Source organism: Bacillus sp. PAMC26543 (assembly GCF_014250375.1).
GTDB lineage: Bacteria > Bacillota > Bacilli > Bacillales > Bacillaceae > Bacillus > Bacillus halotolerans.
Map to the genome: position 1 here is coordinate 3196261 of NZ_CP060193.1, position 24604 is coordinate 3220864.

At 43.7% G+C, this 24604-nt stretch carries 26 protein-coding genes, 1 rRNA gene and 1 pseudogene; 9 read left to right on the forward strand and 19 right to left on the reverse strand.

Annotation, left to right across the window (positions count from 1 at the left end):
* Nucleotides 1-90 precede the first annotated feature (90 nt).
* Together H7F27_RS16230 and H7F27_RS16235 are read right to left on the reverse strand one after the other, a co-directional pair.
* Nucleotides 91-1640, reverse strand: a 16S ribosomal RNA gene (locus tag H7F27_RS16230).
* A 295-nt stretch (nucleotides 1641-1935) separates the two neighbouring features.
* Nucleotides 1936-2820, reverse strand: coding sequence for a nucleotidyltransferase-like protein (locus H7F27_RS16235; protein WP_185848150.1), 885 nt, complete (start codon nucleotides 2818-2820; stop codon nucleotides 1936-1938).
* Between the two features lie 206 nt (nucleotides 2821-3026).
* Between H7F27_RS16235 and H7F27_RS16240 the strand changes: the two genes are divergently transcribed.
* The gene (locus tag H7F27_RS16240) at nucleotides 3027-3380 is read left to right on the forward strand and encodes a YgzB family protein (RefSeq protein ID WP_127695640.1); all 354 of its coding nucleotides are present in this window, start codon (nucleotides 3027-3029) and stop codon (nucleotides 3378-3380) included.
* Between the two features lie 30 nt (nucleotides 3381-3410).
* Here the strand turns inward: H7F27_RS16240 and perR are convergent, their stop codons facing one another.
* Nucleotides 3411-3848 (reverse strand): peroxide-responsive transcriptional repressor PerR, encoded by a 438-nt coding sequence (gene perR, locus H7F27_RS16245; protein ID WP_010333472.1) that lies wholly within the window; start codon nucleotides 3846-3848, stop codon nucleotides 3411-3413.
* A gap of 134 nt (nucleotides 3849-3982) precedes the next feature.
* The gene (gene bcp, locus H7F27_RS16250; RefSeq protein WP_101860257.1) at nucleotides 3983-4456 is read right to left on the reverse strand and encodes a thioredoxin-dependent thiol peroxidase; all 474 of its coding nucleotides are present in this window, start codon (nucleotides 4454-4456) and stop codon (nucleotides 3983-3985) included.
* Nucleotides 4457-4607: 151 nt separating this feature from the next.
* Here bcp and H7F27_RS16255 point away from each other — a divergent pair, with 151 nt between their 5' ends.
* Nucleotides 4608-5897: a glutamate-1-semialdehyde 2,1-aminomutase gene (locus H7F27_RS16255; protein WP_101860258.1), complete on the forward strand. Its 1290-nt coding sequence runs from the start codon at nucleotides 4608-4610 to the stop codon at nucleotides 5895-5897.
* Between the two features lie 220 nt (nucleotides 5898-6117).
* Nucleotides 6118-7179: an aromatic acid exporter family protein gene (locus H7F27_RS16260; protein ID WP_101860259.1), complete on the forward strand. Its 1062-nt coding sequence runs from the start codon at nucleotides 6118-6120 to the stop codon at nucleotides 7177-7179.
* Nucleotides 7180-7252: 73 nt separating this feature from the next.
* Here H7F27_RS16260 and H7F27_RS16265 read toward each other — a convergent pair whose 3' ends face one another.
* From H7F27_RS16265 to fabL, 5 genes are all read right to left on the reverse strand, one after another.
* The gene (locus H7F27_RS16265; RefSeq protein ID WP_185848151.1) at nucleotides 7253-8995 is read right to left on the reverse strand and encodes an ABC transporter ATP-binding protein; all 1743 of its coding nucleotides are present in this window, start codon (nucleotides 8993-8995) and stop codon (nucleotides 7253-7255) included.
* 84 nt (nucleotides 8996-9079) lie between these two features.
* Nucleotides 9080-9610, reverse strand: coding sequence for a nucleoside tri-diphosphate phosphatase (locus H7F27_RS16270; RefSeq protein ID WP_003239685.1), 531 nt, complete (start codon nucleotides 9608-9610; stop codon nucleotides 9080-9082).
* 143 nt (nucleotides 9611-9753) lie between these two features.
* Nucleotides 9754-10014, reverse strand: coding sequence for a YgaB family protein (locus H7F27_RS16275; RefSeq protein ID WP_024120661.1), 261 nt, complete (start codon nucleotides 10012-10014; stop codon nucleotides 9754-9756).
* Between the two features lie 173 nt (nucleotides 10015-10187).
* Nucleotides 10188-10445 carry a gamma type acid-soluble spore protein SspE gene (gene sspE / locus H7F27_RS16280; RefSeq protein WP_024120660.1) on the reverse strand — a complete coding sequence of 86 codons (258 nt, stop codon included), beginning with the start codon at nucleotides 10443-10445 and terminating at the stop codon, nucleotides 10188-10190.
* A gap of 70 nt (nucleotides 10446-10515) precedes the next feature.
* Nucleotides 10516-11268 carry an enoyl-[acyl-carrier-protein] reductase FabL gene (gene fabL / locus H7F27_RS16285; RefSeq protein ID WP_010333464.1) on the reverse strand — a complete coding sequence of 251 codons (753 nt, stop codon included), beginning with the start codon at nucleotides 11266-11268 and terminating at the stop codon, nucleotides 10516-10518.
* Between the two features lie 82 nt (nucleotides 11269-11350).
* Here fabL and H7F27_RS16290 point away from each other — a divergent pair, with 82 nt between their 5' ends.
* Nucleotides 11351-11575, forward strand: coding sequence for a hypothetical protein (locus tag H7F27_RS16290; RefSeq protein ID WP_024120659.1), 225 nt, complete (start codon nucleotides 11351-11353; stop codon nucleotides 11573-11575).
* Between the two features lie 22 nt (nucleotides 11576-11597).
* On the opposite strand, the gene mutY is transcribed toward H7F27_RS16290, so the two are convergent.
* A complete protein-coding gene (mutY, locus tag H7F27_RS16295) occupies nucleotides 11598-12698 on the reverse strand; it encodes an A/G-specific adenine glycosylase (RefSeq protein WP_024120658.1) in 1101 nt (366 codons plus the stop codon).
* A 216-nt stretch (nucleotides 12699-12914) separates the two neighbouring features.
* On the opposite strand from mutY, the pseudogene H7F27_RS16300 reads away from it, so the two are divergent.
* Nucleotides 12915-13899, forward strand: a pseudogene (locus H7F27_RS16300) (metal-dependent hydrolase).
* Here H7F27_RS16300 and H7F27_RS16305 read toward each other — a convergent pair.
* The 5 genes from H7F27_RS16305 to H7F27_RS16325 form a co-directional block, all read right to left on the reverse strand.
* On the reverse strand, nucleotides 13896-16481 hold the full coding sequence (locus H7F27_RS16305; RefSeq protein ID WP_095714798.1) for a YfhO family protein: 2586 nt from the start codon (nucleotides 16479-16481) through the stop codon (nucleotides 13896-13898). The pseudogene H7F27_RS16300 and the gene H7F27_RS16305 sit on opposite strands and share 4 nt — an antisense overlap.
* Before the next feature lie 69 nt (nucleotides 16482-16550).
* Entirely contained in the window at nucleotides 16551-17540 is a 990-nt protein-coding gene (locus H7F27_RS16310) for a glycosyltransferase family 2 protein (RefSeq protein WP_010333459.1), read from the reverse strand.
* Nucleotides 17541-17770: 230 nt separating this feature from the next.
* Nucleotides 17771-18634, reverse strand: a complete 864-nt coding sequence (locus H7F27_RS16315; RefSeq protein WP_101860263.1) for an alpha/beta fold hydrolase — start codon at nucleotides 18632-18634, stop codon at nucleotides 17771-17773.
* Complete coding sequence (locus H7F27_RS16320) at nucleotides 18621-18953, reverse strand: SdpI family protein (protein ID WP_024120653.1); 333 nt, start codon at nucleotides 18951-18953, stop codon at nucleotides 18621-18623. Before H7F27_RS16320 ends, H7F27_RS16315 begins: the two co-directional genes overlap by 14 nt.
* Before the next feature lie 85 nt (nucleotides 18954-19038).
* The gene (locus tag H7F27_RS16325; protein ID WP_024120652.1) at nucleotides 19039-19557 is read right to left on the reverse strand and encodes an SH3 domain-containing protein; all 519 of its coding nucleotides are present in this window, start codon (nucleotides 19555-19557) and stop codon (nucleotides 19039-19041) included.
* A gap of 192 nt (nucleotides 19558-19749) precedes the next feature.
* Between H7F27_RS16325 and H7F27_RS16330 the strand changes: the two genes are divergently transcribed.
* The gene (locus H7F27_RS16330; RefSeq protein WP_010333455.1) at nucleotides 19750-19962 is read left to right on the forward strand and encodes a helix-turn-helix transcriptional regulator; all 213 of its coding nucleotides are present in this window, start codon (nucleotides 19750-19752) and stop codon (nucleotides 19960-19962) included.
* Nucleotides 19963-20376: 414 nt separating this feature from the next.
* On the opposite strand, the gene H7F27_RS16335 is transcribed toward H7F27_RS16330, so the two are convergent.
* Nucleotides 20377-20646 (reverse strand): YfhJ family protein, encoded by a 270-nt coding sequence (locus H7F27_RS16335; RefSeq protein ID WP_024120650.1) that lies wholly within the window; start codon nucleotides 20644-20646, stop codon nucleotides 20377-20379.
* A gap of 124 nt (nucleotides 20647-20770) precedes the next feature.
* On the opposite strand from H7F27_RS16335, the gene H7F27_RS16340 reads away from it, so the two are divergent.
* Complete coding sequence (locus H7F27_RS16340; protein ID WP_010333452.1) at nucleotides 20771-20923, forward strand: small, acid-soluble spore protein K; 153 nt, start codon at nucleotides 20771-20773, stop codon at nucleotides 20921-20923.
* A 33-nt stretch (nucleotides 20924-20956) separates the two neighbouring features.
* On the opposite strand, the gene H7F27_RS16345 is transcribed toward H7F27_RS16340, so the two are convergent.
* From H7F27_RS16345 to recX, 3 genes are all read right to left on the reverse strand, one after another.
* A complete protein-coding gene (locus tag H7F27_RS16345; protein ID WP_101860265.1) occupies nucleotides 20957-22150 on the reverse strand; it encodes an MFS transporter in 1194 nt (397 codons plus the stop codon).
* Nucleotides 22151-22286: 136 nt separating this feature from the next.
* Nucleotides 22287-22607, reverse strand: a complete 321-nt coding sequence (locus H7F27_RS16350; RefSeq protein ID WP_106021585.1) for a YfhH family protein — start codon at nucleotides 22605-22607, stop codon at nucleotides 22287-22289.
* 6 nt (nucleotides 22608-22613) lie between these two features.
* On the reverse strand, nucleotides 22614-23405 hold the full coding sequence (gene recX / locus H7F27_RS16355; RefSeq protein WP_185848152.1) for a recombination regulator RecX: 792 nt from the start codon (nucleotides 23403-23405) through the stop codon (nucleotides 22614-22616).
* Nucleotides 23406-23493: 88 nt separating this feature from the next.
* Between recX and H7F27_RS16360 the strand changes: the two genes are divergently transcribed.
* Together H7F27_RS16360 and H7F27_RS16365 are read left to right on the forward strand one after the other, a co-directional pair.
* Complete coding sequence (locus tag H7F27_RS16360) at nucleotides 23494-24405, forward strand: TIGR01777 family oxidoreductase (RefSeq protein WP_185848153.1); 912 nt, start codon at nucleotides 23494-23496, stop codon at nucleotides 24403-24405.
* 53 nt (nucleotides 24406-24458) lie between these two features.
* Nucleotides 24459-24569, forward strand: coding sequence for a YfhE family protein (locus H7F27_RS16365; RefSeq protein WP_010333447.1), 111 nt, complete (start codon nucleotides 24459-24461; stop codon nucleotides 24567-24569).
* The last annotated feature ends 35 nt before the right edge of the window (nucleotides 24570-24604 follow it).

The window sequence follows — 24604 nt, forward strand, 5'->3', positions numbered from 1 at the left end:
GTTTCGAAGGAATGATCCTTCAAAACTAAACAAGACAGGGAACGTTCTGTTTATAAGACCCAAGGTCTTATATTCCGTAAATATCCTTAGAAAGGAGGTGATCCAGCCGCACCTTCCGATACGGCTACCTTGTTACGACTTCACCCCAATCATCTGTCCCACCTTCGGCGGCTGGCTCCATAAAGGTTACCTCACCGACTTCGGGTGTTACAAACTCTCGTGGTGTGACGGGCGGTGTGTACAAGGCCCGGGAACGTATTCACCGCGGCATGCTGATCCGCGATTACTAGCGATTCCAGCTTCACGCAGTCGAGTTGCAGACTGCGATCCGAACTGAGAACAGATTTGTGGGATTGGCTTAACCTCGCGGTTTCGCTGCCCTTTGTTCTGTCCATTGTAGCACGTGTGTAGCCCAGGTCATAAGGGGCATGATGATTTGACGTCATCCCCACCTTCCTCCGGTTTGTCACCGGCAGTCACCTTAGAGTGCCCAACTGAATGCTGGCAACTAAGATCAAGGGTTGCGCTCGTTGCGGGACTTAACCCAACATCTCACGACACGAGCTGACGACAACCATGCACCACCTGTCACTCTGCCCCCGAAGGGGACGTCCTATCTCTAGGATTGTCAGAGGATGTCAAGACCTGGTAAGGTTCTTCGCGTTGCTTCGAATTAAACCACATGCTCCACCGCTTGTGCGGGCCCCCGTCAATTCCTTTGAGTTTCAGTCTTGCGACCGTACTCCCCAGGCGGAGTGCTTAATGCGTTAGCTGCAGCACTAAGGGGCGGAAACCCCCTAACACTTAGCACTCATCGTTTACGGCGTGGACTACCAGGGTATCTAATCCTGTTCGCTCCCCACGCTTTCGCTCCTCAGCGTCAGTTACAGACCAGAGAGTCGCCTTCGCCACTGGTGTTCCTCCACATCTCTACGCATTTCACCGCTACACGTGGAATTCCACTCTCCTCTTCTGCACTCAAGTTCCCCAGTTTCCAATGACCCTCCCCGGTTGAGCCGGGGGCTTTCACATCAGACTTAAGGAACCGCCTGCGAGCCCTTTACGCCCAATAATTCCGGACAACGCTTGCCACCTACGTATTACCGCGGCTGCTGGCACGTAGTTAGCCGTGGCTTTCTGGTTAGGTACCGTCAAGGTACCGCCCTATTCGAACGGTACTTGTTCTTCCCTAACAACAGAGCTTTACGATCCGAAAACCTTCATCACTCACGCGGCGTTGCTCCGTCAGACTTTCGTCCATTGCGGAAGATTCCCTACTGCTGCCTCCCGTAGGAGTCTGGGCCGTGTCTCAGTCCCAGTGTGGCCGATCACCCTCTCAGGTCGGCTACGCATCGTCGCCTTGGTGAGCCGTTACCTCACCAACTAGCTAATGCGCCGCGGGTCCATCTGTAAGTGGTAGCCGAAGCCACCTTTTATGTTTGAACCATGCGGTTCAAACAAGCATCCGGTATTAGCCCCGGTTTCCCGGAGTTATCCCAGTCTTACAGGCAGGTTACCCACGTGTTACTCACCCGTCCGCCGCTAACATCAGGGAGCAAGCTCCCATCTGTCCGCTCGACTTGCATGTATTAGGCACGCCGCCAGCGTTCGTCCTGAGCCAGGATCAAACTCTCCGATAAATGGATCGCAGATTAAGTTCACCACATCCTGTGGTGACATCTGCGTGATCTGCATCGTGCAGACCTCAGTTTGACTGACTACGCACATCGCTGTGCGATTTATAATAAAACTTGAATTAACAGGTACGTTTTGTCTTGTTTAGTTTTCAAAGATCATCCGCCCCTTCTTTAAGAAGCGACTTTTTCAGTATAACATTTCGACTTTGTTTTGTCAAATGTTTTTTATTTTATTTCTCCGCCGCTGTGAGCTTATTTTTTCAGAAGCGCATCAGCGACGTTTAATAATATACCATGCTCAGGAATCAGAGTCAACATCTTTTTTAAAAGAATATCCTCGATGAAAGACAGCCTGTCCTTTGGTTTCAATTCGGCACACGCTGAGAAGACCTTTTTCTGTCAGGTAATCAAGCATGACGCCAAGGTCTTGAGTAAAATGTTTTAAGTCAGGATGCTGAAGAAGCTCGCTAAATTGCCATATGTCCTTTTCTTTCATCACTTCGAAAAGATGTGCTGAACCAATCTCAGCTTTAGAATGAATAAGAAAATCATTTGCTAAGAATAATAATTCAAGTCTTTTTTCCAAGCTTTCGTGACTTTCAATCAGCTCGGAATATAATTTGTACACTTGAGGCTCCATCTGACGCACTTGACTCCACACAGTGGTTTCCGGATGGAATCCTCTGTCGATTACTTCAATACGTGCTAGATGATGCAATGCATGGACTACTGCATTGTAGGCATCTAAAAATTGATTGGCTTCAAAGAAAGCTTTTCCTTCAACGTATCTTCTAATTAACTTGCCGTATTCAAGGCCGATCTTCAGTTTACGTTCTGCAAACGGAAAAGTATTAAGCCTGTCGATAAGCTCAGCAATATACTCATTGCGGTCAAACATGACTCTTCCGTTTACAATCCAATCTATGATTCTTCTATTTGTGCCGAGCAAAATCCATTCTTGAACCTGAGCATCAGTTATCACATGTAAAGAGGCTGTTTTGTGATCAAATTCATAATGCTTTATAAAAACTGGCTTATCAGACTGCTTTACAATGACAAGCAAAGCGGCATCAAAGTTGTCTGTTATGGAAGACGTTTTGTTTCTTCTCTCAATCATAATAACAGCCAATGTATTAGGATGACTTGCTCTTTCTTGGTAAATTGGACGGAGAAGATTTTCCATCACTATTCCTCCAATGCAATTGTTCAATTTTTTTATTCTCTATTTGATTCAATTCTATGGTTAAATCGAAATTCCTTTTTTCTAAACACATTGAACTATTATAAACAATTTCAAAGCAAGTCTCCATATTTAAATTCCATTTCAAACGAAAACATAAAGAAAATACCATCGGGTTTGTGCTATATTTAATTCAGAGGGGGATGGACATGGCGAAATACTCCAGCAAAATTAATAAAATCAGAACGTTTGCGTTAAGTTTGGTTTTCGTTGGGTTTATCATTATGTACATCGGGATCTTTTTTAAGGAATCCGTTTTGCTTTCGAGTTTGTTTATGATACTTGGGCTTTTATCTATCGGGCTCAGCACGGTTGTTTATTTTTGGATCGGCATGCTCTCGACCAAAGCGGTTCGGGTCATTTGTCCGGGCTGTAAAAAAGAGACCAAGGTTTTAGGCAGAGTAGATATGTGTATGCATTGCAGAGAGCCGCTGACTTTAGATCAAAGCTTAGAAGGAAAAGAATTTGATGAGTCTTATAATAAGAAGAAAATGTCGAAATAAATAAGCTGACCGTTTCGCGGTCAGCTTATTTTAATGGTTTTCTTTTTTTGAACACTCTTGGCAGACGCCGTAAATTTCTAAACGGTGGTGGCTTACTTTAAAGCCGGTCACATGTGCAGCAAGCTGCTCTACTTCATCAAGGCCGGGATAGTGGAAGTCCACAATTTTACCGCAGCTTTCACAAATGGCGTGATAGTGATCGGATGTAACAAAATCAAATCTGCTGGAAGCATCACCATATGTGAGCTCTTTTACCAGGCCGGATTCCCGGAACACACGCAAGTTGTTATATACCGTCGCTACGCTCATGTTAGGAAATTTTCCTTCCAGAGCTTTATATATATCGTCCGCTGTTGGATGAGCCATAGAGTTAACGAGATATTCCAGAATCGCATGACGTTGAGGAGTAATGCGAACTCCGGTTTCCTTCAACGTTTCTAAGGCTTCTTTTAGTTCATGTGCAGCCATCCGTCATGCACCTCTCTTCTAAAAAAGATTCTTACATTATAATGTTTATAATTAGTGTAACTCTTTTTACGATAATTTGTCAATTGATATTAGGGTAAAAGTTGCAGCATATGCTATGAGGCTGATTGACGATTTTACTTTCCCGACATATCTTTCAGCGTCTGAAGCGCTTCAGCTACATGGTCTTTCACTTTTACCTTTCTCCATTCTTTAATGAGCTGGCCTTCTTTGTCAATCAAAAAAGTGGAGCGTTCAATCCCCATATATTCTTTTCCGAAGTTTTTCTTCAGTTTCCATACATCAAACGCCTCCGCCAGCTTGTGCTCGTCATCGACAAGCAGCAAAAACGGAAGATTATGCTTCTCTTTAAATTTCCCGTGTTTTTCCTCGCTGTCCGGGCTGACGCCGATAATCACAGCATCCAGCTCAGCGAAGTTTTCGTGGCTGTCACGAAAATCGCAGGCTTCAGTTGTGCATCCCGGTGTCATGTCTTTTGGATAAAAGTAAAGGACGATATACTTCCCTTCATAATCCGATAATTTTACTATCTCCCCATGATCGCCTTTCAACTCAATCTCAGGCGCTTTTTGTCCGATTTCAATAGTCATTTCTTTACCTCCGGATGTTTTTGTATTAAGCGTATCCAATTCTTGTCCAGATTACAACTATGACCCTGTATCTTGAGCCTGAATCCGTTGTTCTTGTTTGGAAGCATGCTACAATAGAGGGGACGCAAGGAGATATAGGAGGTTATTATTTTTGTATACAAAATCAGTTGAACTTCACCGTGAAGCATTAGAGCATATTGTCGGCGGTGTAAACAGCCCTTCAAGATCATATAAAGCAGTTGGCGGGGGTTCTCCTGTTGCAATGGAGAAAGCAAATGGCGCTTATTTTTGGGACGTCGACGGAAACAAATACATTGATTATTTGGCGGCTTACGGGCCAATCATCACCGGACATGCCCACCCGCATATTACAGAGGCGATTAAAAAAGCCGCGGAAAACGGTGTATTATATGGAACACCGACAAAACATGAGGTTACTTTTGCAAAGATGCTGAAGGAAGCCATCCCTGCTATGGATAAAGTAAGATTCGTCAATTCAGGGACAGAAGCTGTGATGACGACCATCCGTGTGGCTCGTGCTTACACAGGCCGCACCAAAATCATTAAATTTGCAGGCTGTTATCACGGCCATTCAGATCTTGTGCTCGTAGCGGCCGGCTCCGGTCCGTCTACTCTGGGCACGCCTGACTCAGCCGGTGTACCGAAAAGCATTGCAAACGAGGTCATTACAGTTCCATTTAATGATATTGACAGCTACAAAGCGGCCTTAGAGAAATGGGGCAGTGAAATCGCAGCGGTTCTCGTTGAACCGATTGTCGGCAACTTCGGTATCGTTGAGCCAAAAGAAGGTTTCTTAGAACAAGTAAACGAACTGACACACAATGCGGGCGCCCTCGTTATTTATGATGAAGTCATTACTGCTTTCCGCTTTATGTATGGCGGTGCACAGGATCTTTTACAGGTGAAACCGGATTTAACTGCACTCGGAAAAATTATTGGCGGCGGACTTCCAATTGGAGCCTATGGCGGCAAACAAGAAATTATGGAGCAAGTCGCACCGCTCGGCCCTGCATATCAGGCAGGAACAATGGCCGGAAACCCCGCTTCTATTTTATCTGGCATTGCTTGCCTGGAAGTGCTGAAAGAAGAAGGCGTGTATGAAAAGCTTGACCGTCTTGGCGCTATGCTTGAGGAAGGCATTTTGGCACACGCAGAAACCCATGGCATCACAATAACAGTCAATCGCTTAAAGGGTGCGCTGACGGTTTACTTCTCTGATGAGAAAGTAGAAAATTACGATCAGGCAGAACGCAGTGACGGTGAAACATTCGCTACGTTTTTCAAGCTGATGCTGGAGCGCGGCATTAATCTCGCACCTTCTAAATATGAAGCGTGGTTTATTACAACAGCACATACAGAGCAGGACATTAAAGATACGCTTGCTGCTGTTGAGGATGCTTTTAAACATCTTAAAAAGTAATATTGCACATCCCCGGACAGGAGCTTATAAGCTCCTGTTTTTGTGTACTTTTAAAATGCGTGTAAGATTTTGGTCTTTTTCTTGAGAAATAGCTTGAATAATTGTATTGATCCCTGTATATTACTTAATTGTTTAGCAAATAAACTCACAGGGAATTTTAATGATTAGCCATTTGCTAGGTCAAACAATTTATTATAGAAAGGAATGCACGCACAAACCAATGAAACTTGGTGCCCGCATTTTCAAAACAGGGATCGCGATTACGCTGGCTCTTTATTTAGCTTCGTGGATCGGACTTCCCGCACCGATTTTTGCTGGGATTGCAGCGATATTTGCGATCCAGCCGTCAATTTACCGCTCTTTTCTTATTATTATTGATCAGGTTCAGGCAAATATTATCGGAGCTGTTATTGCCACAGTGTTCGGTCTTATTTTCGGACCCAGTCCGATTATGATCGGATTGACAGCAGTTATTGTTATTACCATAATGCTGAAGCTTAAAATTGAACATACGATTTCGATTGCTCTTGTTACAGTTATTGCGATTTTAGAATCTGCCGGTGACGACTTTTTAATGTTTGCGTTGATCAGAACAAGCACAGTCATTTTAGGGGTACTTTCTTCCTTTATCGTCAACCTGGTGTTCCTGCCGCCTAAGTACGAGACAAAGCTGATTCATAACACAGTCGAAAACACTGAAGAAATTATGAAATGGATCAGGCTGATTATGCGCCAGTCAACAGAGCATTCGATTTTGAAAGAGGATATTGAAAAACTGAAAGAGAAAATGATCAAGCTTGATCAGACATATCTTCTATATAAAGAAGAAAGAAGCTACTTTAAGAAAACGACTTACGTGAAATCAAGAAAACTTGTCCTGTTCAGACAGGCGATAATAACCGCAAACCGGGCGCTCGACACGCTGAAGAAGCTGCATCGCCTGGAAAACGAGATTTATCATATGCCTGAAGAGTTTCAGGAAACGCTGACTGAAGAACTTGATTACCTGCTTCATTGGCACGAGCGGATTTTGATGAGGTTTGTCGGCAAAATTAAACCGCATGATGATACAGATGAAGAAGGCATCCAATACAAACAGCTGCTGACAAAGTCATTCCTTAGAAACCAGCGCAACTCAGATGATGAGCTTCTTGATTATAATATGCTTAATATTATGGCAAGCGCTGTGGAATACCGCGAGCAGCTTGAACATTTAGAAACACTTATTACAAGCTTTCAAACGTACCATCCGAAAGACTGCGAATTGGAAATAGAAGAGTAACCCGGTTCACATCACCGGGTTTTTTTATACAAAAAAATCTTATATCCTTGATCAAAGGATATAAGATCGATGTTTAGTTCAAGTTTTGGATTGTGAATAAGTGCTTGTATTGACTGTCATAATCCATCAGTTCATCATGGGTTCCGGTTTCGATGATTGTTCCGTTTTCCATGACGACAATTTTATCCGCATGTGTGATGGTTGATAAGCGGTGGGCCACAACAAAAGTTGTTCTGTCCTTCGCCAGCTTGTCCATCGCTTCTTGAATGTAGTGCTCACTTTCAAGATCCAAAGCTGAAGTAGCTTCATCCAAGATCAGCAGCGGCGGATTTTTCAGAAATACACGTGCAATGGAAATCCGCTGTTTTTGTCCCCCTGAGAGCTTAACGCCTCTTTCTCCCACACGGGTCTCATACCCTTCCGGAAAACTCATAATAAAATCATGTGCATTGGCTGCTTTTGCGGCTTCCATAATGTCTTCAAGCGTGGCATCAGGTTTTCCGATCGCAATATTTTCTCTAATCGTTTCACTGAATAAAAAGGTATCCTGAAGCACCATGCCAACCTGATTGCGCAGACTTCTTGCTTCATAATCCCGAATATCTGTCCCGTCAATCAATAGGCTGCCGCTTGATACATCATAAAACCTTGGAATCAGGCTGACGAGCGTGGATTTCCCTCCGCCGCTCATTCCAACGAGGGCTACGGTTTCTCCTCTGGTTACTTTTAAAGACACATCGTGAAGGATGTTTTCTTTTCCCTTTTCATATTGAAACGACACATTTCGAAATTCGACTTCTCCGCGGATATGGTCAGCTTTGATGGCATTTGGTTTGTCAGTCAGTTCATACGGCTCGTCAATAAATTCAAATACCCTGTCCATTGAAGCGATTGACTGCGTCAAGGTTGTAGAAGAATTAATCAGCCTTCTGACAGGGTTATACATTCTGTCGATATACCCGACAAACGCAACCATCGTTCCGACTGTCAGCGGTCCGTTGATGACAAAATAGCCGGCGAATGCAATCACGATGAGCGGTGCCAGATCTGTAATGGTGTTGACAACCGCAAAGGTTTTGGCATTCCAATTCGTATGACGGATTGCTTTATCTAAGAAATGGCTGTTTTTTTCATTAAAGTTGGCCTGCTCATGGTCTTCTATCGCAAAACTTCTGATCACTGGCATGCCTTGAATCCGTTCATGCAAATGCCCCTGTACCTGAGCAAGCGCCTGTGACCGCTCTCTTGTCAGCTTTCTTAAACGGCCGTAAAAATACTTCACTGATATACCGTATAACGGAAACAAAATGATGGAAATAAGCGTTAATTTAACGTCCAGTGTCAGCATGATAGAGATCACGATCAAAATCGTCAGCATATCGAGCCATATATTCATCAGACCTGTGATCACAAAATCCTTTGTTTGTTCCACGTCATTGATGACTCGGGAAATGACTTCCCCTGTTCTAGTATTCGCATAGAAACGAAGGCTCAGCTTCTGTATATGATCAAACAGCTTGGCTCTTATATCATAGAGTACCTTGCTGGCTGTCCACTGGGCAAAATATTGCCGATAATATTCAACAGGCGGGCGCAAAATTAAAAATAAGGCGAACATGATCGCCATAATGGTGAACAATGACGTTGTTTTGTCACTGGCCGTGCCGCCTCCTTGAATAATGTCGTCAACTACGTACTTCAGAAGCAATGGGAGAGCAAGCGGAATGGAGAATTTTACGATCCCGATTAATACTGTAATGAAAATTTGCTTCTTATAAGGTTTGACGAATTGCATATAGCGTTTCATAACCCCCACGTTGATTCCCCCTCTCTTTATCATGATGTGTGTGAGCCCATGTGAAAAACCTGTTGTACCCCGCAACAGGTTTTTACGTAACCATTATTTTGTATAGCGCAAATACCGTTCATACCACATATCGACAAACTCGGGTGCAAACGGGCCCTGCCGCTGATGAATCCAATGGAGCAGTGTGTTTAAGTAGTCTCTTAAAATACTGTCAATTTCTTTTGGATAATTCATGGATTTCCGATGATCATCATATTCGTCTTCATCGAGAATATTGTAAGTCATGTCAGGAAAAACCTTAACATCTAAGTCATAATCAATATATTTAATTGCTTCGCCATCATAGGCAAACGGAGAACTGATGTTGCAATAATAATGAACCCCGTCTTCCCTCAGCATCCCGATGACATTAAACCATTGTCTTGCGTGAAAATAACAGATTGCGGGCTCTCTGGTTATCCATGTCCGGCCGTCTGATTCGGTTACCATCGTCCGGTCATTGGCTCCGATGACACACATTTCTGTACTTTTTAAGATTGTTGTCTCATTCCAAATTCTATGAATCAGCCCATTATGCTTATAGCTGTGAATTTGAATGGTTTCTCCTTCCTTGGGATAACCCATATTTCTCCCCTACTTTCTATAAAGCCCTACAGTTAGTATGTCCAAATTTGCTTACCGACAACGTCTTTTACCTATTATAACGTTACAAATTGAAAAATGAAAATAAAAGAGCCATTCCGGCTTGGGAATGGCACATTCCTGCTCTACACATAGGAAGACGGCTTTTCTGAGCTGCGATATGAACGAATCACCTGCTCTGTCTGTTTCTGAAACGTATCCTGTATATCAGCAAGATGCTTTCGTTTTACCGCAATTTCATCCTGAATACCGCGCAGCCTTGCATCCCTTTCCAAGTGCCGGAGTTCTGCTTCGATTTCTTTGCAGCGGTCGAGCTCTGATTGGAGATCGAGAAGCTTGTCCATCGTTTTCATCTGTTCTATTACCAGCTTTTCAAATTCCGTCATCGGTTCCTCCTTCAGCCTGGTCAAAGTCTAAACGTTTCCACCATTAATCATTTCGATTCTGATCTAAGCAAACCCTTTGACTCATTCTGTTGAGCTTTCACAAGTTTTGTCGTTTTTCAAACAGAAAAAAGCACTTCCACCCGAAGATGAAGTGCTTTTTTCTGTTTCAGTGATTAGCTGTTTTGTTGTTTGTTTTGTTCAGCAGATTGGTTTTGCTGTCTTACCTGCTGTGTGTTAGTTTCGCTTGCGAATTCAGTGCCGAATTGACCTTGTTGGCCAGCAGCTGATTGTTGGTTTTGTTTTCTGACTTGCTGAGCGTTTGTTTCGCTAGCAAATTCAGTACCGAATTGACCTTGACCAGCAGCTGATTGTTGGTTTTGTTTTCTGACTTGTTGAGCGTTTGTTTTGCTGAAGTTATTTGAGTTAGCCATTGTTATCACCTCCACGGTCATTAGAATGTGCAGGTAATCGAGTGGCTATTCCTTTTTTCAAAAAAATTTTTTAAACGAGCAGTGAGCGCCCGCCGTCAACGATAATGGTCTGCCCTCGGATCATGTCAGCTTTTGATGACACTAAAAATTCAACCGTATCGACCATATCTTTAATCTCTACCATACGTCCCGCCGGGGTATTTTGACGCGCATCCTCCAAAAGGTCTTCTCTGTTCGGGAAGTGTTTGAGCGCATCTGTGTCAATCGCTCCGCCTGATACCGCATTTACGATAATCTGTTTTGGTGAAAGCTCTACTGCGAGATAACGGGTTAAAGCCTCTAACGCAGCTTTTGACACACCAACTGTCGTATAGTTTTCAAGGTAGCGGATTGAACCTAATGAGCTGATGCTGACGATATGACCGCCGCCGTTTTTCTCCATCAGCTTTGCCGCTTCCTGAGCGCAGAAAAGCAAGGCTTTTGCATTGATGTTCATCGTCCAGTCCCAATGTGTCTCCTCTAATTCCATAACCGGTCTCAGTACGCCTGATGCAGCGTTATTAACAAAAACATCCAGTCTTCCAAAGGTTTCATCAATTTGCTGAAACATCTCTTTAATTTTTGCGGGCTGGCCTACGTTTGCTTTTACGATAAGCACTTTCACGCCAAGTTTTTCGATTTCTTCCGCTGTTTCCAGAGCGGCTTTTTTGCTGCGTGCATAGTTAATGACAATATTATAGCCGTTTTCCGCAAGTCTGATCGCCGCTGCTTTTCCGACGCCGCGGCTGCTTCCTGTTACGAGTGCGCATTTATTTTGTTCCATTTTTTCCTCAGCTCCTTGTAGCGTATAGTTCTCTTCATTCCACAAACAATAATGGCAAGAACTTTAAAGGGGGTCTTCTGTTATGTATGTCGGACGAGATATGAGCGAATTGACCATGATTTCCAAAAAGGACTGGAAAAACAGTGAACTCGCCTTTTTTCATCATGCCTTTCAGCAAATTATGCCTTATTTGAACGAAGAAGGCCAATCAAAATACCGTGAATTAACGCAAGAGATTGAAGCGCGCGGCGGAATGAAGCGTAATGAAGCAGACTACAGCCACGGCACGCGCGTCAGTTATGATTAAGGACTCTTACCGAGCAGCCGAATTAAATGACTCCGGCTGCTTCCACTGCCATCTTCCAAATTTTCTGGTGTGACACTGGAAACGCGAATTCTTCAAGCTCTTCCTTCGTTACTTTTTTTAGGTCTGCAGTATCCGACACTTGTTTTACTTTACCGAAAAACACAGAAATATTCCATACCAGGTGGGTGAAAACATGCTCCACTACACCTTGGAGGTCACTGATTTCAGCTTTTATGCCAAAATCACTTTCTAAAAATGCAGTGAGCTGCTCGCGCTCTGTTTTGATTCCTTTTTGCGTTTCAAGATTCGGGAATTCCCACAGATTGGCAAGCAGTCCCTTAGACGGGCGTTTATGAATATAGACTTGTCCGTCATCATCTGTCAGTACAATTGCAGCCATTGTTTTGATTCCCGGTTTTTTCTTTTTGCTTTTCACCGGGAGTTCTCGTTCAGTGCCTTCTGCAAACGCTGAGCAATGCTGCTGAACAGGACAAAGCAGGCAAGAAGGTGATTTCGGCGTACAGATGATGGCTCCCAGCTCCATTAAACCCTGATTGAATTCAGAGGGTTTTTCTTTTGAAATAAACGCACGGACTGCTTCTTCAAAAATCGTTCTTGTTTTTGGCTTGGCAATATCATCCCAGATGGACAGAATTCTCGACATGACACGCATCACATTTCCGTCAACCGCGGGAATCGGTTTATTGTATGCGATGCTTAGCACCGCTCCTTTTGTGTAAGGGCCTACGCCTTTTAAGCCGCCGAACTCTTTTTCTTCTGACGGAACAACTCCCCCGTATTGCTGCTTCACTTCTTTAACCGCACTTTGCAGGTTTCTGACCCGCGAATAATAACCGAGGCCTTCCCATGCTTTGAGCACTTTTTCTTCATCGGCATCAGCGAGCGCTTCTACTGTCGGGAATTGCTCCACAAACCGTAAAAAGTAAGGAATGACCGTCTCTACCCTCGTTTGCTGGAGCATCACTTCAGATACCCATACTTTATACGGATCCTGGTCCTCTCTCCACGGCAGAATGCGCTGTTCTCTTTCGAACCAGTTAATTAAATCATTTTGAAATTGCTGTATATCTTTTTGTTTTACCTTATCTTCAAGTACGTTCATATGTGTTTCTCCCCAGTCTCTCGCGCCCCGCTTTTCTTTAGACTGTTTTTTGTTGTACACTAAGGGCACAGTACGATAATATGTTACATTAAATAGAAGTAAAGAAAAAGCGGAAACATATGAGAACGATTAAACAGGTTAAAAGATTGGGTATATAAAAATAGGTAATGTCTTACAAAAGTGAATGTGCAGGATACACCTGCAAGGAGGTCACCTATGGATACGGGCACACATGTTGTCATGGGCATCGCCCTCGGCGGAATCGCGACACTGGATCCGGTTGTCGGAACAGATCCGGCAATGGCTCACGCAGTCATGATCGCTACGCTTGCGGGCTCACAGGCTCCTGATATTGATACTGTGTTAAAACTTAAAAACAATGCTGTTTATATAAGAAATCACAGAGGCTTTACCCATTCTATTCCCGCCGTTTTGTTTTGGTCTGTCATCATTCCGGCGATTTTGTATTTATTTTATCCGCAGGCTGATTTTCTGCATCTGTGGCTGTGGACATTGCTGGCAGTTGTGCTACATGTATTTGTTGACATTTTCAACGCGTACGGAACACAAGCCATCCGGCCGTTTTCGAAAAAAATGGGTGGCACTCGGGCTGATTAACACATTTGATCCGTTTATATTTATCAGCCATCTGGCGGCCATCGCGGTTTGGTATGTCGGCGGCAGCCCCGGTATCACATTTCTCACCTTATACGTAATACTGGCAGGCTATTATATTTTGCGCCTGATGATGCAGCTGCGAATCAAACGGCAGCTCCGTGAGATGATTCATGAAGAGATCGAAAGCATTATCATTTCGCCGACAATGAAATTCAGGCAATGGCGGATTGCGGTTACAACTGCGCATGCTTTTTATGTAGGAAGGAGCATGGACGGGCACGTGGTGATACTTGATACGTTTAATCGGGTGCCTGTGCCTGAAACCGACGTTATGCAAGCGGCGAAGCAGGATGATAACATTGCGGCGTTTCTTTCGTTCTCCCCGGTTTACAGGTGGGAAGTGGATACGTATAAGGATCATTACGAGGTACGGTTTATTGACCTGCGTTATCGGAGTAAAGGGCACTATCCGTTTGTCGCAATTGTTCATATCAGTCATGATCTTGAGATACGCTCATCTTATACCGGCTGGATATTCAGCGAAGAAAAGCTTCAGAAAAAATTAAAGCTCGGCTCTATTTAGAGCCGGGCTTTTTTGCGTCTTGTATAAAAAACAGCTAAGAGCAGACTGATGAAAGACATCACTGCGGATATTTTAAAATATGGCGGATAGTAGGTGAGTTCAATTTGATTGTCTCCCTTTTGCGCCTTAAAACCGATAAAAGTGTAATCGGCTTTTTCAATTTTCTGCTGTTTTCCGTTAATTTTCAGCTCCCAGCCTTTCTCATACGGAATCGGGAGCATGATGTACTGGGGTTTAGAATTGTGATATGTGAATGTCAGCTTGTTTTTATTCCATTCCAGGCTGTCTGTTCTCTCTGTTTTGTTTTTCGACACAGCGTTTTTTAATGTTTGATAATTTTCTGCATAAAGCGCTATGTGTGAAAGCTCGTACGTTCCTTTCGGAAGCCTGATCGAGATATGATCTGATTTAGGCACTCTGATGGTTAAATCATTTACACCCGTTTTATAGATCGATTGATTGGATTTTCTTGTTGTGACATAATCATTTACCTTTAGCGTAAATCCTTTGTCTTTTGCTTTGCTTTTTAAATAAAAACTGACATAGTAATCGCCCGGACCGGCTGACGCCTTTTTCGGAGTGATGATCAATTCTCCGCCGTTTTCTCCAGTTACAGTGAGGAGTCCGTTTTGATATTGAGCTTGTTTTGCAGTGATGTCCGATTTGGAGATCAGATTCGCCAGATCAGGCGGCTGCTCTGTTTTTTCAGTTGGATCTGCTAATACAATTCCTTTCAGCATCGCTTGTTCTTTCGCAAGAGTCGGCAATTTTTCCAAATCCTTTTCTGAGTAAACTTTATCTGCTGATTTGGCAAAAGGAAGCATGTATTGATTTTCATAAACGGTGTAGTGCTCTGATTCCATATGTTTTGTAAAGCCGTATGGAACATTCGCTTCGTTTATTTTTTCCGTCATATAATATCTGCCGTAAAGCAAGCTGTACAAATTCGCTCTGTCCCCCAATGAAGCGTAGCGGCTGACGCTTTCTCTTCCCATATCGATGCGAAGATCATTCCAATAGAAGGAGAGCAAATGGCTGTTTAAAATGCTCGAGTAGGCGCTGAATCCATTAAACCCGTAAATAATCGGAGTGTTATTGCGGACGCCATTCATCCAGTCGATTCTCACGAGCGGATCATTGTCTTCCTTTTGCACACGTCTGATGAGCTGAGATTGTTCGTCTCCTTTGTATTCCTCGCTTGTAATATAGGATTTTGAGACACTGTCCAGCCCGCCTCCTTCTGAGAGCGCATATTTCTGATAGGTGTTAGCGACAAGCAGCGAAGACAGAATCACCACACCGTATACAGCCAGCTTTGCCCGTTTTTTCACAAAAACTGCGGCAAACAAAGCAGCGATTGTCAGGAACAAAAGCAGTAGGATGCTTTCATTCGCTGGCTTCCATATATCAAGCTCATACCTTTGGACATGATACCAATAAAGAAGCAGAACAATCGCTGCTGCAGGAAGCAGTTCTTTCCGCCTCAGCTCCTGCAGCTGTGATAAACCTGCGGCGGCTGCTCCGGCGATTGTAAAGGCCAAAATATATTCAAACCGGTTTTGCGGCGCGGAAAAGCCGTTAAAGGCGCTTGCCGCGTACGGACTGAAATGAAAGAGGATAAACAGAAGGCTCAATCCGGCAAAAAGGCGAAACACCCGGTGTTTATAAAAAGAAATGACAAACAAAAACAGCAAAAAGATGGCTGGCACCACGATAATCCTGCTTGAAAATAAAATATTATCATCGAAATTCAGCCACTCTATTTTTTCATTATACGGAGGGCGCAGGTTATTTAAATACCCGTAAACCACCGGCACAAATACCGCCGCACTGATACCGAAAGAAATGAGTCCCGAGACTAAAAACATTCTGCATTGAACCCATTTTTTCACTTCATGATCTTCCAGCTTGATCAGCCATCTGAACAAAATATAAATTCCAATGAAAATCAGATTTATGTATGCAAAGTAAAAATTGTTGATTAAGCTCAGTGAGCAAGCAATGATAAACCATGCCGGACGCCGCTCCCTGATGATTTTTTCCGCTCCGAGCACGAGAAGCGGGAGCCAAATCATTGTATCGGTGAAAAATTCCCAATACGCTTCATGGCGAAAGTAAATAATCGATACTCCGTATAGTACAGCACCCGTAAACGCCGCTGCTCTGCGTTTGAGCAAATAGCTGAAAACAGAAGCTGCTGTAAAAATAATCAGACTCAGCTTAAAAATGCTGATAAAAACGGCTGACTGTGCCCAAAAAAGCGTATCCGCCTCACCGATGAGATGAACCGATTGCAGCAGCCAAACTGCGGCGGATGTCGCAAGAAAAAGGAAAGAAGCAGAAAAATAATAGCCAAGCTGACTGAATGTGCCGCCGCCGAGTCCGAATGAATAATGATAGAAAAAGTTTCCTTGCGTGTATTGTTCATATAATAATTTCTTAAATACGATCATTTGCGCCAGTCCGTCACCGGGACCGGTCATATATCTGCCTTCCGCCCATTCTTTCACAAAAAAAGCGTGCGCAAGAACGGCTATGAACAGACTGGCCGCATAAATCATGACATGTTTTCTTTTTTTCATAAGAGGTCTCCAGTCTTGCCGTTAACTGTAAGCATGCAAAAAAGCACTGCCAATGGCAATTGATTCATTTCAGTGCAGTTTGGTCAGGCGCCGCATGTTTTTCAATTCGTTCGTTTCAGGCAGATCTTTGCTCGGGATATTTGCTTCTTTGATCAAATAATGCGGACGTTTTTTTGTTTCGTAATAGATTCTGCCGATGTATTCTCCTATGATGCCAAGGCTTAACAGCTGAACCCCGCCAAGGAATAAGACCGCAGATATAATTGTGAAATATCCGGGTACAGAAATACCGTTTGTAAGAATTTTGACGAACGTGGCTATGATATAAATAAGAGAGAGCAGCAATACAAAAATGCCGGTGTAAAAGCATATTCTCAGCGGTTTATGGTTAAAGGAGACAACGCCGTCCATTCCGTAATTAAAAAGGCTGCTGAATGACCATTTGGATGTGCCGTTTTTTCTTTCGACATTTTCGTAAAAAACAATTTTCTGTTCGAAGCCGATCCAGCAAAACAGGCCTTTTGAAAAGCGGTTGCCTTCGCTCAATTTCAAAAGTGCATCCACAGCTTGGCGGCTTAACAGACGAAAGTCTCCGACACCGTCACGCAAATCAACTTCCACCGCTTTATTAATGAACTTGTAGTAAAGGGACGAAAGAAGCGAACGCACGGGGTTATCCCCTTTTCTGTTCCTCTGGGCAATGACTTGATCATAGCCTTCCTCGTAGCCTTTGATAAAGTCCTTCAGCAAATAGGTCGGATGCTGCAAATCGGCGTCCATCACGACAACTGCCTCGCCTTGAACATGTTCAAATCCGGCCAAGATCGCGGCTTCTTTTCCAAAGTTTCGCGAAAATGATATGTATTTCACTCGGCTGCATTTGGATGCCAGGTCTTTGATCTGCTGAAGCGTGTCATCAATACTTCCGTCGTTAATGAAGAATATTTCATAATCATAATGAATGTTTTTGAATTCCTTTTTTAAAGATTCATGAATGAGTTTGACATTATAACCTTCATTGTAAGACGGGATAATAATCGAGATTAATCCTTGCTTCATTAAGGCACCTTCTTTTTTTATTCTTTTTAAGTATTGCCTTAGGGGAATTGTACACAAATCTTCAGTAAGGCTATTCCTTTTTTTAAAGTCGTTTAAACCTGTTTTTTGTTACATTTTTGGTATGACATTTGAGTATATGTAATGTTATTTTGTCAGGTTTAAAATAGAGTATGAAAAAAAAGCATAGAAAAAGTCTGCCATTTCGACAGACGGTGCAAAGAAAATCTGACTTATTGGTTTTCAAGATATTCTAAAATAAGCTGATTCACGATGGCCGGCTTTTCGTGGCTGATCCAATGGGACGCTTCATCCACAAATATTAAATGCCCGTTTGGACAGCGTCTTGCTGTTTCTTTTGCAAGCTTTCTGCTTAAAAAGCGGTCTTCCATTCCCCAGATCATCCGGTAAGGGGCTGTATGGCATTCGCGGGAATTTTCTGCAAGGCTGCCTTTTCTGAGGGCCCTGTACCAGTTCAGCATTGACGTCAGGGCGCCAGGCTGCTTCCACGCTTCTTTGTACTTATTGATATCCTCAGAAGAAAAAAGCTCCGGCCGATCAGATAGCCCGATGGCTTTATCTAATTTCTCATAGTCGTTTTCTGTTAACGCGGCCTCCGGTTTGTCCGGCAGCTGGAAGAAGGCAATGTATGAGCTTTTCAGCCATTGCGGAGGGTAGACTGGCGTTACGGTTTTCATGACGTGCGGATGCGGTATGTTAATGGCGATAAGCTTTTCAAGATATTCCGGACGTGTTGATGCCAAGTGCCAGGCTACTGCTCCTCCCCAGTCATGACCGATCACGATTGCTTTTTGATCAGTGAATTGCGAAATAAGCCCAATGATATCATCTCTTAATGTATCAATCCGATATGCCTCAATTCCTTCCGGTTTGTCACTGAGATTGTAACCTCGCTGATCAGGAGCAATCACCCGGTACCCCGCGTCCGCAAGCGGTTTGATTTGGTTTTTCCAGCCATACCAAAACTCAGGAAATCCATGGAGCAGGACGATAAGCGGGCCGTCCTCCGGTCCTGCAGAAGCAACGTGGAGTGTGATTCCATTTGTTTTGACAAACTGGCTGTTAACTCCTTCCACTTAAATCTCCTCCTTGACTTTGCGTCATATGTTTCAGCCTTTTCTCTGTCAGTATAAAAGTGATGATACAAGCAGCAACAAGCAAGATCAGCTGAAGGATGATAAAGCTTGATCTCAGGAGCACCCCGGCCCCCAAGACAATCAAACCTGACAGGATCATGAGCGCCGCACTGTAACGGTTGGCTTCATTCCATAACTTTTGATCTGACATTGAGCGTCTCGTTCTGAATCCATATACACTGTTAATGGATTTTGGAGGGAACAATTTGATAAAAAGACCTGCAATGATCATGAGCCCTCCGCCGACTAAACATGCCATCTGATCATCTCCTCTCTCATTGTTACGTTCAGAAAGAAGAAATGTTTCAATATCCTGACAAAAAGACAAGCATGAGCCTGTCTATTTAGCGTATTTGTAAATCCTTTGTCGGAATATAGCCTTTTATCCCGCCGTGATCAACGAATGCCCAGCTGAAATCAAATCCTCCGTTTTCACTGAATCCCCAGCCGAGCAAAGTGACTTCTGTCCCCGAGGAAAGCTGCTTGGCTTTTCCATTTTCCGGTGTTGGAGAATAGAAGGCAGTCTGTTTTGCTGTTTTTGCTTGACTTGCGGTTTTCATTAAGAAGTGTGTTGAAATATATCCTTTTTTTCCTTTGAATTCGATTTGAGCCCAATCAGCATTAGCAAATCCCTTTACAGTGACTTTCTGTTCAGATGATACTGTGCCGAGAATCGCGCTTTTTTGTTTTGGCTCAGCCCGGACATTCAGTTTTCCTGCTTTAATCATATAAGAATCTGATGATGGCATAGAGACATTTATGGTCTGAAGGGTTGCAGCTTTTGCTGCGGGAGCAGTGCTAAATGCGGTAAAACTCAGTCCTGCGGCGGCAGTTAAAGCGAGCAATACTTGTTTCTTTTTCATACATAGCTCCTCCTCGCATTTTGACAAGATATAAGAGGTATTCCCTGATTGCCCGGAGGATGAAACACTTTTTGTTTATTTTTTCTAACAGTTAAGGAAATTTTAAGGTTTGTAAGGTGTACATTACATTCTAATCTTTGTATGATACATTATGTAAGGTATACGTTACATAATGAGAGAGGATCAAATAAGATGAAGCACGGGGTTCGTAATTGTGTAAAAGAATACAGAAAAGCTAAAGGATGGACACAGGATCAGCTGGCAGAAAACATTCAAGTGACAAGACAGACGGTCATTGCAATTGAAAAACAAAGATATGAACCCTCGATAGGCACTGCAATTAAATTATCTTCAGTGTTAGAGTGCTCATTAGATCAATTATTCTGGATAGAAGGAGACAAATAATATGAACATGACGTATCGTACTGTTTTTGCAAACTTTGCTTCCCATTTTATTGTGTGTCCTTTATTGGCATTCACCTTCAACTTTAACACTTCTGTTAGCAGTCATCGGAACTGCACGAGTTCTTTATTCTGCCGCACATATTCATAGAAATAAACTCTGGGGAAACGTACACTTTCAGAATGACCAACGCACCCGCTCAAATGCTCATTTCGCGGGCTATATATCACATTGGGTGATGATTGTTATTTTGCTTATAGGTGTTGTTCTTATTCATCAATCCATGCTTCCTCTGTCCTATCTGCAGCTGATTGCATATACTGCTTTTCTTGGTTTTATGCTTAGAATGGTGATTAGTGATGCACTTAATACAAATGTGTAAAAAACAGCCTGCCGTACTTTGCCGGCAGGCTGTGTTAATGTAAAAGCCCTCTGCTTTGGTTTAAGTAATCATTCACGTCTTCACGGCCGCTTTGGAAAAGGTGGAGCTGGCCGCCATAGTTCTCAATCCACTGTGTGACGATTTTTTCGGTCATTTTTTCGCCTTGGTAGGCGTGTCCGGCTTTTGCATAGGTTGCTTCAAAGTCGCTCCATAACAATTCCACCCATGTTTTCGCCTGAATGTAGCTGATCATATCGTTTTTTTCCAGAAGCAGATTTGTCAGTTTCTCAATATACGTATTCATTTGGTGGTCTCCTTTCCTTCAGGAAAAAAATTACGCTTTAAAACTTCATGTTCTCCATATACTAACCTTACGTCTTCATCTGGCAAGACGCAACTTTTTGATCTCGAACCTAGGGGGATATGACATGGTCCGCAATAAAGAAAAAGGATTTCCTTACGAAAACGAAAACAAGTTTCAAGGTGAACCGAGAGCAAAGGACGACTATGCTTCAAAGCGTCCTGACGGGTCAATCAACCAGCATCCTCAGGAAAAAATGAGAGCCTCCGGCAAACGATAAAAGAAGAACAGCTGCACATGTGCAGCTGTTTTTTTACCCTTTATTGACTTGATACTCATAGACGCTTTTCTTTTCTGACAGATGCGCAAATGTTGAGAGCACCAGTCCGCACGCGGTCATCAGCGCTCCTCCCGCAAACAGCCAGGAATAAGAGCCGGTTCCGCTTAAAATGATGCCGCCGATCCAAGCACCGAGCGCATTGGCCAGGTTAAATGCAGACACACTCACAGCTGCGGCGATCGTTGTTCCGTTCTCAGATGAAGAAAGCACCTTTGTTTGCAAAAGAGGCGGTGTGCCGAATGCGCAAGCTCCAAATAAGAAAGTCGCGACAATGGCTGCGGCCGGATAAACGGCGATGTACGGGAATACCGCAAGTACGCCGATCAAACCGATCATGACGCCAATCATGGTCCGGGTCAGCAGAGGAAGCGGCACTTTTCCCGCAAAGAAATTTCCCGCAACCCCTCCCAACCCATAGGCGAAGAGGGCGCCTGTAATGCCGACTGTGCTGAATCCCGCTGAATTTCTTAAAATCGGTTCGATAAATGTATACGCGATAAATACGCCTGAATAGCCTAAAATTGTAATCGCAAAGGAGTACAGCACCTGTTTATGTTTAAATACTCCCCACTCATTCATGAGCATCGGGATGACTTTTGGTTTTCTGTTCGGCACGGTAGCCATCAGGCCTACAAATCCGATCACTCCAAGCACCGTAATGATGGAAAACACGACTCTCCAGTTTAGGACATCACCCAAGTAGGAACCGAATGGAACACCCAGCATCAAAGCCACTGTTAAACCGCCGTTCATAGACGCAGCGGCTGCGGCGCGTTTTTCCGGCGGCACCATTTCACTAGCGAATACCATCGCAATCGCAAAGAAAGCGCCGTGAATGGAAGCAGATAAAATTCTTGAGACCGCCAATACCGCAAAATTCGGTGCCAGTGCGCTCATCAGGTTGGAAAGGATGAAAATCCCCATCAATCCAAGAAGCACCGGCTTTCTCGGGAGCTTGACAGAAACAATCGTGACGAGCGGGCCTGTCACACAGACGCTTGCCGCATAAGCGGTGACAAGGAGTCCCGCAGAGGAAACATGTATATGAAAGTCATCGGCAATCGACGTCAAAATACCCATCACCGCATATTCTGTGTATCCAATTGAAAACGTGCAGATCATTAGAACAAAAATAATTAATTTTACTGATGGATTTTTCATACTCAACGTCATCGCCTCCTTTAATGTGAAAAAACAACGAGTTCCATCTTAAAAGAAATCCAGGGTGAATTCAATCATTTTTTCTCTAAAAATCGCCTTGAGTGTGCTCAAATAAAAAAGAGGCTGATATTCAGCCTCTCGGTTATCCCTGCTTCTTTTGCTGTAATACTGAGATTGGAAGCGCTTCTTCTTGATCGGGAGCCGATGTTCTGTATCCCCAAGCGAAAACGCCATTTAAATAGTTAATGCGAAACTCGTCCTCAGAGCCGTCCACAACATACGTTTCTCCCGGCGTGAAGTCCTCCGGGTTCAGCAAGTATGCCTTTGCCATGGCAATTTTCCGTTCGAGCACTGCCAGTTCATTTATGATTCCAAGCTGTTCCGCTTTTCTTGCTTTTTCAGAGAGTCCTGCGATTTCTGTATTGAGTTCGTGCGTTGTCATTTGACTGTATCGTTTCTCCATTTTCAGCTACTCCTCTTCCTGCAGAAATTGCTCGATTAAATCGAGTGAGAATCCTTTTCTGAATAAAAATTGTTTGACCTTCATGGCACTTTCATAGGAGCCGTCATAACGGTATTTTCTAAACGCTTTTTCCGCATGAAGACGCAGCGCTTCTTTTTCAGTGTCTTCATCATTTTCGTATTCAATCTGCTCCAGCGCCGCAGAGATGACATCAAATGAGAAGCCTTTGCGCTGCAGCTGCATCTGTGCTCGCTGTTTGATTTCTTTTGAAGAGAGTTTCTTGTCTTTCTTCAGAAGCTTTTCGATATGCTTAACTGCTTTTTCCGTCTGTTCTTCAAAGGAGAAAGAACTCAGCGTATCTTTGATGGTGTCGTCATCAATCCCCTTCGCTTTCAGCTCTCTGAACAAAACGTCAGGCCCTTTTCCGTTTGTTTTTTTGTGGGTGCTCACGTAGGCCGCCGCAAACTCTTGGTCATTTAAATAGTTGTAATCGTTCAGCTTATGAATCACTTCCGCAATGACGGGCGCCGAGGTATCTTTTTTCTTTAAATGGTCTTCTACCTCTTTCGTTGACCGCATTCGATAGGATAAAAAATCAATCGCACGGTTGAAGCCTTTTTTCACTTCATCTCCGTATTGAATCTCAATGATCTCGAGGTCATCAAGCTCTTTTCCCTTTGTAAGCTCAAATTTCACGAGCACATCTGCGTCAACACTGAAAGCATATTTTTCATCCAGAAAAATATTAAAGCGTTCCGTATTCTTCTTTTGCGCTGAAATCTTTGTAATAAATGGCATCTTAATCTCCCTTCTCCGGTCTCAAACGCGTTTTCTATGATCAAAATGAGGTAAAGTATAGGTATCAGAACGATGAGGAGAGATGTTTATGAATATTGCAATGACGGGCGGAACGGGTTTTCTCGGTACGCATCTGACTGGCGTCCTCACCCGCCAGGGACATCATGTTTATATTTTATCAAGAAACGCGCCAAAAACTGAACAAAAAAATATCAATTATGTCCAATGGCTGACTGAAGAAGCTGCGCCTGAACAAGAACTTCCTCATATTGATGTTTGGGTAAATCTTGCGGGAAAATCGATTTTTGGCCGCTGGAATGAAAAAACGAAGCAGCAAATTCTCTCCAGCCGGATCGATGCAACCCGGGAAGTACGGCGGCTTATTCATAAACAGGCGGAAAAACCGAAGGCGCTTATTCAAGCCAGTGCAGTGGGCATTTACGGCACTAGCCTTGAAAAAACCTTTACAGAAGACTCTCCCACGTCGGACGAGGATTTTCTCAGCCACACTGCACATATGTGGGAACGGGAAGGGCAAAATATAGAAATGATGGGCATTCGAACGGTTTACGCGAGATTTGGCGTGATGCTCGGAGAAAAAGGCGCTCTCCCGCTGATGGTTCTGCCATATAAGCTGCTGGCTGGCGGAACGATCGGGACGGGCAATCAGTGGCTGTCCTGGATTCACGTGGAGGACGCCGCCCAGCTGATTGCATATGCAATCGAAAACGACAGCATCTCAGGTCCTGTTAATGTGACAGCGCCTAATCCGGTTGAAATGAAGCAGTTCGGAAAAACGATTGCACGGGTGAAACACCGTCCCCACTGGCTCCCCGTTCCAGCATTCTTTTTATCAAAAGCATTGGGGGAAATGAGCCTGCTTATTGTGAAAGGACAGCGCGCTCTGCCTAAAAAAGCAATTACGTCCGGATTCCGTTTTACATATTCAGACCTTGAATTCGCCCTCTCGCAGCTGCTGACGGACCGAAAGGCTGTATAAAAACGGAAGGAAGCGTCAACCTTAAGAATAACATGGTTGAAGGAGGTCCTTTTATGGAAAAGAAGAGGGAGAAGCACCAGCAAGGAGCCAACCTGAAGAAAATGCAGGAAGTTCTTTATTCGAGTGAATTTAAAAAGGCGGAAAAAGCTGCTAAGCGGAAGTAGGGATACATAGCGCCAGAAAGCAGATACTATGTTTG